This is a genomic window from Paenibacillus radicibacter (assembly GCF_024721995.1).
In the GTDB taxonomy this organism is placed as follows: domain Bacteria; phylum Bacillota; class Bacilli; order Paenibacillales; family NBRC-103111; genus Paenibacillus_AM; species Paenibacillus_AM radicibacter.
In genome coordinates this window covers 26,588-39,326 of the sequence record NZ_JANQBC010000008.1, presented here as the reverse complement: position 1 = coordinate 39,326, position 12,739 = coordinate 26,588, and the positions used below count along the sequence as shown (strand labels likewise).

Annotated in this window: 9 protein-coding genes; 7 read left to right on the top strand and 2 right to left on the bottom strand. The window is 42.5% G+C overall.

The window, feature by feature from the left end; genetic code table 11:
- The first annotated feature begins 33 nt into the window (after positions 1–33).
- The 6 genes from tdc to NV379_RS15115 all read left to right on the top strand — a co-directional run bounded on the left by tdc (position 34) and on the right by NV379_RS15115 (position 5,432).
- Complete coding sequence (gene tdc / locus NV379_RS15140) at positions 34–1,914, top strand: tyrosine decarboxylase (protein ID WP_258208164.1); 1,881 nt, start codon at positions 34–36, stop codon at positions 1,912–1,914.
- 82 nt (positions 1,915–1,996) lie between these two features.
- The gene (gene thiD, locus NV379_RS15135; RefSeq protein WP_258208384.1) at positions 1,997–2,824 is read left to right on the top strand and encodes a bifunctional hydroxymethylpyrimidine kinase/phosphomethylpyrimidine kinase; all 828 of its coding nucleotides are present in this window, start codon (positions 1,997–1,999) and stop codon (positions 2,822–2,824) included.
- A 57-nt stretch (positions 2,825–2,881) separates the two neighbouring features.
- A complete protein-coding gene (gene nhaC, locus NV379_RS15130) occupies positions 2,882–4,255 on the top strand; it encodes a Na+/H+ antiporter NhaC (protein ID WP_258208163.1) in 1,374 nt (457 codons plus the stop codon).
- A 44-nt stretch (positions 4,256–4,299) separates the two neighbouring features.
- Positions 4,300–4,617 (top strand): YerC/YecD family TrpR-related protein, encoded by a 318-nt coding sequence (locus tag NV379_RS15125; RefSeq protein WP_258208162.1) that lies wholly within the window; start codon positions 4,300–4,302, stop codon positions 4,615–4,617.
- 107 nt (positions 4,618–4,724) lie between these two features.
- Positions 4,725–5,048 carry a hypothetical protein gene (locus NV379_RS15120; protein ID WP_258208161.1) on the top strand — a complete coding sequence of 108 codons (324 nt, stop codon included), beginning with the start codon at positions 4,725–4,727 and terminating at the stop codon, positions 5,046–5,048.
- 96 nt (positions 5,049–5,144) lie between these two features.
- Entirely contained in the window at positions 5,145–5,432 is a 288-nt protein-coding gene (locus NV379_RS15115; RefSeq protein ID WP_258208160.1) for a thioredoxin family protein, read from the top strand.
- A gap of 4 nt (positions 5,433–5,436) precedes the next feature.
- Here NV379_RS15115 and NV379_RS15110 read toward each other — a convergent pair whose 3' ends face one another.
- Positions 5,437–6,195, bottom strand: coding sequence for an ABC transporter permease (locus NV379_RS15110; RefSeq protein ID WP_258208159.1), 759 nt, complete (start codon positions 6,193–6,195; stop codon positions 5,437–5,439).
- Positions 6,192–7,169 carry an ABC transporter ATP-binding protein gene (locus NV379_RS15105; protein WP_258208158.1) on the bottom strand — a complete coding sequence of 326 codons (978 nt, stop codon included), beginning with the start codon at positions 7,167–7,169 and terminating at the stop codon, positions 6,192–6,194. Before NV379_RS15105 ends, NV379_RS15110 begins: the two co-directional genes overlap by 4 nt.
- A 201-nt stretch (positions 7,170–7,370) precedes the next feature.
- Here NV379_RS15105 and NV379_RS15100 point away from each other — a divergent pair, with 201 nt between their 5' ends.
- Entirely contained in the window at positions 7,371–12,482 is a 5,112-nt protein-coding gene (locus NV379_RS15100) for an S-layer homology domain-containing protein (protein WP_258208157.1), read from the top strand.
- Positions 12,483–12,739: the final 257 nt, after the last annotated feature.

The following is a 12,739-nucleotide window of genomic DNA, read 5'->3' as shown; positions in this document are numbered from 1 at the left end:
AATTATTTTAACAATTATGGGAGGTTTGTAATCATGAATTATCAAATACCTGAAATTAACTTAAAAGCATTATTCCTTGGAGACAAAGGGGAAAACGTCGATTTATTTAAAGAAGTACTTCTTAAAGCGGTGGACGAGCATGTCGGCTGGAGACAAAATTATCAACCGCAAGATTTGCCGGTCATTACGCCGTATGATAAGAGCTCTAAGAGTTTCCAAGATACCGCTGACCACATGCGCAGTGTATTTAATGAATTGTCTGCGAAGCTTCGCTCTGAATCTCTTCCTTGGCACACGGCTGGTCGCTTCTGGGGTCATATGAACTCTGAGACATTAATGCCATCGATTATCGCTTATACAACTGCAATGCTATGGAATGGTAATAACGTAGCCTATGAGTCTTCTCCTGGTACTTCTCAAATGGAGGAAGAGGTAGGGCATCAATTATGCAAAATGATGAGTTATAAGGAAGGAGAAAGCTGGGGACACATCTGTGCGGATGGTTCCATTGCCAACTTGGAAGGTCTCTGGTATGCGCGTAATATGAAGTCCTTACCGCTTGCAATTAAAGAGGTTGCTCCTGAATATGTAGTAGGCAAATCCGAATGGGAATTGCTCAATATGTCTACGAACGAAATTCTTGACATTATGGATCAAATTCCTGACAAGTTAGATGAAGTTAAAGCGAAATCCGCACGTAGCGGTCGTTATCTTGACAAACTAGGTAAATGGTTAATTCCTCAAACCAAGCATTATTCCTGGCTTAAAGCTGCAGATATCATCGGAATTGGTCTTGAAAGTGTAGAAGCAGTCGATGTAGACAGCGAATATCGCATGGATATTACCAAGCTTGAAGCAAGAATTCGTGAGCTTGCAGCAGAAGGAACGCCTATTCTTGGTGTAGTAGGGGTTATCGGTAGTACAGAAGAAGGACAAATTGACCATATTGACCGAATCGTAGCTCTTCGTGAGAAATTGGCTGCAGAAGGTATTTACTACTATATTCACGCAGATGCTGCTTACGGTGGTTATGCTCGTGCAATCTTCTTGGATGAGAATGATGAGTTCATTGATTACGACAAGCTCGGCGATGTATACAAAGAGCACAATATCTTTACAGATATGAACTTGTATGACCAGTGGATGACAGAAGATATCTATAAATCGTTCAAAGCAATGAGCCAAGTAGAGACGATTACCATTGACCCGCACAAAATGGGATACATTCCATACTCCGCAGGTGCAATTGCGATTAGAGACAGCCGGATGCGTGATGCCATTTCTTATTTTGCAACTTATGTCTTTGAAAAAGATGCTGACATTCCAGCTCTGCTAGGTGCATATATCCTTGAAGGTTCCAAAGCGGGTGCGACAGCGGCTGCTGTATGGACTGCTCACAAAGTATTGCCGCTTAATGTAACAGGCTACGGTAAATTGATGGGTGCAAGCGTTGAAGCTGCATATCGATTCTACAATTTCTTGAAAGACCGCAAATTCAATGTGAATGGCAAAGTAATCGAATTGCATCCATTAACGAAGCCGGACTTTAACATGGTTGACTATGTATTTAATGAAGTCGGTAATACGGATCTTGAGAAAATGAACAAGCTTAACCATGATTTCTTCGATTATGCTTCCTATGTAAAAGGTGGATTGTACAACAACGAATTTATTACATCACATACGGACTTTGCTATTCCAGACTATGGAAACAGCCCGATGCAATTCGTACAAAACCTTGGATTTAGCGTATCAGAATGGGATCGTGTAGAGAAAGTAACGATTCTTCGCGCATGTGCATTGTCACCATATGCGCATGATGCAGCGGTGTTTGAAGAGTATGCAGAGAAGATGGAAAAAGCGATGCAAGAGAAACTTGAGAAAATTTATATGTATGAAATGGACGAACAATAATTTAACTAGAGAATGCGTAACGATACGATTAAGCGTGTCGTTACGCTTTGCTCTATTTCATAAAGGAGCCGTATTGAAGATGATGACTTCTATAAGAAAAGTGTTAACTGTGGCAGGTTCAGACTCTAGTGGCGGTGCAGGTTTGCAAGCGGATTTAAAAACATTTGAAGAATATGGGGTATTTGGCTTCAGTGCGATTACATCGATCGTGACCATGGATCCGGATCAGAATTGGCATCATGAGGTACATCCTATTCCTCCAGCTTTAGTAGAGAAGCAAATGAAAACTGTGCTTTCGGGTGGACAACTTGATGCAATGAAGACAGGGATGCTTGGTTCAGTAGAAGTGATTGAACTCTTGCATCACATGATCGACAAACAAGATATTGCAAATGTGGTTATTGATCCCGTTATGGTATGTAAAGGTGAAGATGAAGTCGTTCAACCAGAGAATGGGCAAGCGACTCGTGATCTGCTGCTCCCACAAGCAACAATTGTTACGCTTAATCTGTTCGAGGCTGGACAACTTGCAGGTATGGGGAGAATCACTACGCTTAATGAAATGAAAGAAGCAGCACATAAAATTATAGAACAAGGGGCAAAACACGTTGTAATTAAAGGTGGCAAAGCCCTGCGAAGTGAAAAAGCAATCGATCTGTTCTATGATGGCAAGGAATTTGTGCTCTATGAAGCGGAAATGTTGGATACGAACTATAATCATGGGGCGGGTTGTACCTTTGCAGCTGCGATTGCCGCGGGCTTGGCTAAGGGTAACACGGTAAAAGAATCTGTTGCGATGGCAAAGAAGTTTACGCTAGACGCTATCAAACAAGGTTTTGCATTTAACCGATTCGTAGGACCGGTATGGCACGGTGCATATCATAACGCTCATGAGCGCATGAGCAATTAAGAATTTATATCTTACTCCCTTACTTTCAATAGAGACACCATGAGAGGAGTTCAGTTTATGAATAAAGAAGTTACGCTAAAAGAAAGCATGTTTCTTTTAGTTGTGTTATTAGCCATTATTGGGACAAGCATTATTGGTTTTGGGATGGACCCTCAAATCCCGATTCTAGTATCTATTGGCGCGATTATTATTTTTGCCAGAATCAAGAGATTTTCTTGGGATCAAGTTCATAAAGGGATTTCAAGCGGCATTACGCCAGGGCTTATTCCAATACTTATCTTTATGCTCATAGGAGCACTAGTAAGTGTGTGGATAGCTGCTGGAACGATCCCGACGATCATGGTATATGGCTTTAGTATTTTATCTGCTCAGTATTTTTTACCCTCGGTATTTGTGATTTGTGCAGTCGTAGGCCTTACAGTAGGAAGTTCGTTTACGACGATCTCAACTGTAGGCATTGCTTTCTTTGGTATGGGGCAAATCATGGGATATAACCCAGCAATTACGACTGGCGCGATTGTATCCGGAGCTTTTCTAGGCAACAATATCTCTCCTTTGTCAGACACGACAAATTTAGCTTCAGCCATTGCGGAAGTGGACTTATTCGAACATATCCGATATATGCTGCGAGTTGTTATTCCTGCTTTCTTGGTTTCTCTTGTTGGCTACGTTGTCATGGGACGTGCTGGGGGTCTTGCGACAGGAGACCAAATTCAGGAGTTAGTCCAAACCTTACATTCTTCATTTACGATATCACCTTTCACCTTGATTCCAGTGCTTGTCCTTTTTCTATGTGCTTGGAAGAAGGTTCCGGCTGTTCCGACTTTGTTAACTAGCATTGCAAGTACCATCGGTATTCTTTATATGTATCATCCGCATACGAGACTTGCGTATATTTCAAGCTTGATGCAGAACGGTTATGCATCGCATACCGGAGTTGAAGGTGTAGACCAGCTATTGTCTCGCGGTGGGATTCAAAGTATGATGTGGTCTGTTTCTTTAATCCTATTAGCACTTGCACTTGGCGGTCTGCTCGTCGAGATGAAGATTATCCGTGCGATCATTTCACGCATATCCTCTTTTGTCAGTACGAAAGGCAAGCTTATTCTTATGTCTGCACTTAGCTCAATGGGAATAAACTTACTGCTGGGTGAACAGTATTTATCTATTATTTTACCGGGTGAAGCATTCAAGTCTCAGTATGATGCGATAAATTTGCCTCGCCATGAAATGTCTCGTATAATGGCTAATGCAGGAGCGGCTTTTAATGCGCTTATCCCTTGGGGAGTTAGCGGAGTGTTTATTACGGGTACATTAGGTGTTTCCGCGTTAGATTATCTGCCCTTTGCAATCTTCTGCATCGCTGCACCTGTGATTAATATTATGTTTGGGTTTATCAATAAATCTGCGAAATCCGCTCATCAATCTTAATCAGGATAATGGGTGTAATCGATCGTAAACAAGGAGGTAATCCGATGTTAATAGATGAACTGCAAGGGAAGGCATTAAACGACTTTATTCAAGGAATCCTCTCACTTCAGACGAAAGAAGAATGTCTAGCTTTCTTTGATGATTTGTGTACGGTTAATGAGATCAAAACAATGGTTCAGCGTTTCCAAGTTGCAAACATGTTGTACAACAACCATACGTATAGTGAAATTGAAGATGTAGCCATTGCAAGCTCAGCTACGATTTCTCGCGTAAAGCGTTCTTTAAACCATGGCAATCATAGTTATAAAGTTATTTTTGAGCGTATGAACAAGAATCAGTCGACTAAGGATCAAGAGGATTAGATTCACGAATGAAAACAAAGCCAATTCTACTAAGCTTAATGGTAGGTTGGCTTTTATTGTTTTATATGATAGAAATAATTAGGATCAAACTGCGAATGGGGTCTACGATGAAAGTCATAACTTTATGTGGTTCTACGAAATTTAAGGATCAATTTGAACAGGCCAACGCGTACCTTACGTTGCAAGGCAATATTGTAATCAGTGTTGCTTTCTTTGAGCAGAGTGATGGATTTGAGATCACGGAGGAACAAGCGGCACTACTTGGAGAGCTACATTTTCGCAAAATTGATCTATCCGATGAGATCTTCGTGATTGATGTGGACGGCTATATTGGAAATAGTGCAAGACAAGAGATTCAATACGCGAATGAAAAAGGAATGAAGATTCGGTACTATTCGGACGGTGAGATTCCTTCGAATGTATTTAGTTAAGTGTGACATTCACGTATGAAACCAAGCCAATTCTACCAACTTAATGGTCTAATTGGCTTTATTTTTTCACGATTAATGAATAAGGAGAACCTCAACATGACATCTAACCCAATGACGATTCTTTTTATCAAAACCGATCACTGCGGCGTATGCGACTCCGTTCTAGAGAAGACGAAGGATATGCTGATGAATTACCCGAAGGTGGAGTTCTCACTTGTTCACATGCAGGAGCATCCAGAGGTAGCGTCTGAATATCTAATTTTTACAGCACCAACGATTCTAATATTGATTGAAGGCAAGGAAGTCTACCGCGCAGCGCGATTTGTTCGGATGACGGAGCTGGAAGAGACAATCGCGAAGTGGTATGAGGTTATTTTCGAGTAAAAGTTTACTTGTTCACGCGCCACTTCACATTTTTCATAATCATCATATAGGTCAAGATCGAGAACCCAACCATCATAAACGCATTCTGAGTGAGTGCAGGGGTCCATCCAATGGTGAAAATATCGAGCAGCGCTTGTGTGGCATACGTCGTCGGAAAGATATAGGAGACCCACTGGAAAGTGATAGGAAGCTGGTTCATATCAACCATGACTGGAGTTAAGAACGTGATTAGCATCATGAACACTTGTGTCAGCATGCTCGTCATATGGTGGTTAGGCGACCAGAAGCCAAGTCCCACTCCAATGCCAACCACACTGAACAGTGCGAGAAGGACAACGGGTATAATAGCGAAGCTGTAATTAAAATGAATGTCGAATACGAATTGTCCGATTAGCGCAATGATGATAAACGATGGTAGTGTCGTCATGAGTCCGCGGAGCAGGCAGGCGATGACGAAGTTGATCTTGGAAATTGGCAGTGAGGCGTAGAAGGTGAAATGCCCTTGATGCTTCTGCCAAGAAAGATCCTGTCCCATGGAGTTTATCCCCATCACAATGAGCCCGAAGACCATATTGCCCACGATCATGCGCACCATAAACTCGGGCGTCGGATTAATCGTAAAGAACTTCATGAACAGCAGCATGGTAAAAGGAAATATTGAGGCGAGCAGGAACACGAACACCCACGCCTCGCGAATAATGGAAAATTGGATTTTGAACAATATTCCGAGTTCAGTTAAAGTTCGACCCAATCGTTGTATCATGCTGTTGCTGCCTCCTTTAATGTAAGCGCGTTTTGCTCTGCTTCTTTATCAATATGGAAGTAGACATCTTCAAGACTTGGCGGTACGATCGCATATTCATCGATTTGGAAGCCATGATGATCGGCAATAATCCAATCCAGCACACGACTAGCATCCTTTTTCTCCACAAGCAGCCGCAGGCGGTTATCGCCATTACGCTCTAAGTCCCCGTAAGCCTCTAGATGATGGCACATTTCATCCACAATTCCCGAAGTAACGGTAATTTCGAATTTGAGTCGCTGATCGACCTTCTGTTTTAGATTCGAGACATGGTCTATTGCAAGCAGCTTTCCATGATTAATGACCGCAACACGATCCACGACTTGCTCCGCTTCCAGCACATTGTGCGTAACTAGAATAATTGTCGTTCCATCTCTATTCTTCTCTTGAATGAGATCCCATACGAGTCTACGTTTCTTCGGATCAAGTTCATTGGTAGGCTCATCAAAGATCATCACCGACGAGTTCCCAATTAATGTCGTACCAATGCCGATCATGCGCTTCTGCCCGCCAGATATGCGCTTGAGCATCTTGTTACGGTGTTCTTCCATCTCGAATCTAGCAAGTAATTTTTCGGTTTCACGCATTGCATCCTGTTTGTTCATTCCTCTTAAACGCCCGGTATAGAATAAGACCTCCCATACTTTGAGTGATACAAGTGCATGTGGATCTTGCGCGTAGAAGGCCACATTCTGTGCCACGAATTTCGACTGCTTCAGTACATCTTTTCCACGGAAAAGAATTTTCCCCTCAGTAGGACTCAAGTGTCCCACCATCTGATTAATGAGTGTAGACTTCCCAGCGCCATTAGGCCCAAGCAGCCCTAGGATTTCTCCTTCGTTCACATGAAAATGAATGTCGTCATTCGCTTTGACTTTCCCTCTCTTATAAATCTTACTAACATGATCGATCTCGTAAATATGCACGCTCTTCATCGCCTCTCCCGTTTAAATTGGATAGGTTTATTATGTGTGAAATGGAAGGGTTTTCTAACGGTCACGGGGATGAAATGAACTCGGTCTGGGGGCGGAATTGGTTCTGGACTCCATTTGTTCAGTGGCTGTTAAGAAGATTGTGAAATAATGTAGAAAAATCGCGAATTTCGCAGATTGGATCATGTAAAGGGAGAGTTGTTCATGTTCGAGCGAATCAGAAGGTTGTCGAAGAATAATGCTAGATCGTTGTTATCGATGCTGCTTGTGTTAGCACTGACGCTATCTTCAGGGATGCAAGTACTAGCGGAAGTTAACACAGCAAATAGCGATCCTCAAGTAGAGAAAGAGAAAACATTGCTTATGCAAGTGGAAAGTGCAGTCGGTTCAACAGGTACGGATCTTACAATACCTGTCACCATCCAAGGAATAAGCAAGGGAATCGCTTCGTATCAGATGGAAGTTGCCTATGATGCAAGTGTATTAGAAGTAAAGAATGTGACAGGGCTAACAGGTGGACAATTGACTTATGATGCCTCATCTAGCAATCAAGTTGTTGTGAAATGGTCAGGCGGGGATAGGATTGCTGCAGATCAAGCCTTGTTTACTATAAACGCTAGAATCAAAGATGATGCAATTGCAGGGGATACGGCCGTAGAACTTCGATCGATTGATGTTCAGGACGAGCAGGGTCAGAAGTTGCAAACGATAGCGAGTGCAGGGAAAGTAACCATTAATAGTAAACAGACCCTACCAACTTCAGATAAAAAGTATGAAATAGAGGGTCTATCGGATGTTGTGCTTCCTGCATTACAAGTAGGTTATGAGGCAGCGAACTTGGAAGCCTATACGTATACAATTACCAATAAAGGTACAGGTGAGTTAACAGGTTTGGCAGTTAAGCTATCGGGGAAGGATGCAGATCGGTTTGAACTTATAGAGCCTCAAGTAACAGTTCTGAATGCCGAAGCACCAGCGACAAGCTTTATAGTGAAGCCTAAAATAGGCTTAGCAGTAGGTAAGTATGAAGCGAGGATTCAATTAACGGCAGATCACATGGCAGAACTGACTAGCCAGCTTAAGCTAGAAGTTGTACCTGCAGTGAAAATGCGATCTACAGCAGCATCCAATCTACCTAATAATTGGCTATCCTATGGTGTAATGAGCGGGGGAGGAGCAAGCTCGAACCCTGTTTTTGCCAAAAAGACGATATTAGAGAACGATCAGTCTAGAGATACAAACTTGTATGTAGCTTGGTCGGAAAAAAATCCGCTGGGAGTCAGCCAAGTTTATGTCAGAGAAATAGATGTAACACAACCGGCTATTCCTCAATCTTCTATGTCGTTAAACCAGAATCCTGACAGCAATGCTATTCATCCTAGCTTAGCGGTAGTCGATGGGATTCTATATGTAGCATGGGAAGAGACAAGCCCAAGTGGTTCTTACATCTGGCTTAAACGCTACGTGAATGGAAATTGGGAGATTGTGAGAGGTGATTTGCCGAATGAGGCGATTGCTGAGGGACGTACGCCTGATTTAGGTGTGCGGAAAGTTTATGATTACGCGGATAATCGTGAAAAAGAGCATGTGGCTTTAGTATGGGAACACGCCAACAACATTTTTGGAAAAGAGTTTAATGATCTGGACGGGACAAATTTCAATAATGGGATGCCTCTTAATGACTTGGATGGAAATTCTGCTACACCCAATACAGAGCCGCGGATTGAAGCGGGATCTACTGAATTTAATAGTGTTTGGGTTGTCGCTTGGAAGAATGGCGAACGTGTTGGATCTAAGAAAATCCTCGATTCAAACATCTACAGTGTAACTATGGGGGAAGAAGGAATTAACTCGTTTGGTTTATTGCATGATTCCAGCGGTTCGTATTTAATGATGGCACAGCAGAATCGGATTAGACTATTCAAAAGCAGCTATAACTATTGGTACGATGAGATTAACGACTCTCTTTCAAAGAACTCATCACCCGTCAGTAATCCGCAAGGGTTATCAATTGGAAATAGCGGTGATTTTTTCGCAGTATGGAATGAAGAAGGTAAGGTTCGAGCGAAATATCGCAAAGGATATAGGAATGAGAGTTGGTCCTTTGTTGACCTCAATTCCCTTTCAGCAAACTTAGTAGCTAAACCGTCACTGATTAGCTATGGTAATCGCATTCTGATGGCTTGGGAGAATGGTGCTGATCAGCTAGAAGTAGCGGAATTTCAAGGCTTTAAAGTACAATATCATGCAGGTATAGATACGGAGAATAAGGGAATAGGTAGCCCTCCAACAGATGAAGCTAAGTATTCTCCAGGTGAGCAAGCTACAATTCAATATCAACATGGTTTATACCGACCTGGCTATCGCTTTAAAGGTTGGCAGATCGATGGTAAGGGTCAGCTATACAATCGAGATGATGTAATCGAAATGACAAATTCCGATATCAACTTATATCCATCTTGGACCAAAAACCTGACTGAGCTTATTCCTAATGATGCGGCTGGGATCAGTGTTACACCGAATCAATCAGGAGATTCTCCCATGTTGACAGATTATCAAGATCAGTTATATGCAGCTTGGACGGAATACAAGCAAGTAAGTGAATATGACTATATCAACACCGTTTATGTGAAAAGATGGAATGAGTTGACCCGAACATGGGAGCTTGTAGGAACAGAAGGTTTGAATCACAACGTTAACGTAGATGCGGAGAATGTAAATCTAATCGTCTACAAGGATGAATTATATGCACTATGGGAAGAAGACCATAAAATTCGTGCGAAGAAGTGGGTAAATCAGCAATGGATATCGATTGAACCCGATCCAGCAGACACGATAAATAGCAATGAACTGATTCAAGTTAAAGCTCTTCAAGCAGAAGTTCATGACGGTTATATGTATGCAATCTGGTCACAAGACCCTGTTCGAAGAGATGATCTAATCGATATCGTTGTGAAGCGTTATAACGGTGTAAACTGGGTGAATGTGGATACGAATGCAGTAGGGATTAGGGGCGACGTTAGAGCAATACAACCAAAGTTGTTCTCTTATCAATCGACTACTGGTGGATATGAGCTTTATGCGGCGTGGACGACTGAGGAGCGAGACGAGGATAATCATTTGGTTTCTAGTACGGTAGTCGTAAGTAAATACGATGAGACTTCTGGAAAATTTGTAGTCTTTCAACAGAAAGCATCGAACGAATTTACGTATAACTTCCCTGTTATAGGTGAGTTCAATCATAAACTTCATGTGGCATGGGTAGAGAGTGGTCTTGAGACTAAGAATGAGAACGGCGAAGATGAGTGGTTTGAATATAATCGTATTCGTATGGAGCAATTGGAAGGACAGCAATGGGTTGATGTGAAAGGTGGATTTGCTCAGAAAAAATACAATTATGATTTGCGTAATCTTAAATTAATTGAAGCTAACGATAACTTATATCTTTCCTGGACGGAACGAACCAATTCGCCTGATTCAGGCTTCGGAAGAATTAAGCGTTATGACGGTGATGCGTGGATTGCTATTGATGATGGAGGATTAGCGTGGAATGATGGAGCGTATGCGGAATCGGTTAAATCGGATCTGCACATTTTTAACAATAAGTTGAATGTGATTTGGTCAGAATCAGGTCCTAATTACGGGCGAATCCTTGTATCGAGTGTAACTCCCCAATCTACTCCCCAATATAAGATTACTTATTCTGGCAATGATAATACCAGTGGAACGGTGCCAGTGGATAGTAATAAGTATGTGGTAGGAGCAGAAGTTACACTATTAGACAACACGGGTGATTTGAAGAAAACAGGTTTCACATTCGCCGGCTGGAATACACAGGCAGACGGTAAGGGTACGTCGTATAAGGTTGGTTCTAAGCTGAGAATGGCAATATCTAATCTGATGTTGTACGCAGAGTGGACACCTAACCTAACTCCACCGACTCCAACACCTACACCGAAACCGACCCCAGATACGGGTAGTGGAGCAGACACAATCAGCACAACTTCCCCAAAAGTAGAGATCATTACAGTCGATGTGGAGAATGGTGTGAAGAATGGTGAGGTCGTTGCTAAGGCAACAATTAAGCGGACAACAGATCGTAACGGGCAGAAGCATGATGAAGTGACGTTCACTCCAGAGCAGGTGAAGCGAACGATTCAACAACTATTTGCAGCAGGTTCGAAATCGGCGAACATTGTCATTCCAGATAGGAAGGATGAGGTTGTAGAGTTAAATGTAAAATTGCCCAAGCAGGCAATCGAGATGTTAGTTCATGAAGGGATTAGCCTGGAGATCACAACCCCTAATGCACGGATCATCCTACCTTTGAGCTCGATGACAGGGCTTACCAATGACTTCTACTTCCGACTTGTTCCAATTAAAAAAGAGGAAGAGCGCAAGCAGGTGGAGCAGCGTGCTAAGACCGAAGAAGTTGTGCGTGAATATGTAGGTAATTCTACCATCACGGTGCTGGGTCGCCCGATGACAATCGAGACGAATCTATCAAGCAGACCAGTAACCCTAGTACTTCCTTTGCCACAAGGTGTAACCAAACAAGACGTAACCGATGCTGGGGTCTTTATCGAACATTCGGATGGGGATAAAGAAGTTGTCAGCGGTTTGATTGTACCTTACGACACTAGCGGTAGATTAGGTATTCAAATTACGATTAGCAAGTTCAGTACGTTCACGATAATTGAGGGTATTGGTCACGTGCATAAGCCTTATATTTACGGCTATCCAGATGGAACATTCGGACCTGAGAAATCCATCACACGTGCCGAAATGGCAGCGATATTAGATCGGACCTTTAATAAGCCGGAAATCGCTCAATTGCCCATATATCCAGATGTAAATAAACAGCATTGGGCAAGTTCTGCAATTACACGAGTGAGCGCAATGGGACTAATGAAAGGGTATCCAGATGGCAACTTTAAACCTGAACAATTCATTACCAGGGCCGAAATGGCGGTAATCGCTGCTCAGCTTGGATCTGAGGTGACAGAAAGAATAGCCGTAGCATCACTTAACGATATTGCTGGACATTGGGCTCTATCCTCTATTGAGAAGGTAGTGGTGCAGAATGTTATGAGCGGCTATTTGGACAAATCCTTTAAGCCGGATCAATCGATTATCCGTGCGGAGGTAGTAACGTTATTAAACCGTATCTTGCATCGTGGACCCCTGCATGGCGTGGATAAGTCCACTTTTCTAGACGTTTCCACTTCACATTGGGCGTTTAAACAGATTGAAGAGGCGGCAGTGAGGCATAAGTGGAAGCAAGTAGAGAATCAGGAACAATTCATTCACGAATAAGTGGTCATTCGAAGGCTAGCTCCCATTGGGGCTAGCCTTCAATTATTAGTTTCACTATCGCTGACATGAAGTGCATTTAAATCATAATCCAGCTAATCGTAGCCCTCATCTTGTTGTAAAGGCGATGGGTTATTTAACGCTTGAAATGAAAGCATATGATTTTGATGTGAATATAGTGGATTCAGTAGAAACTGTATTTGAATTGAAATGATAACCTTGATCGGCGACATGCCTTTCAAGGTTGTTTTGTACCCCTA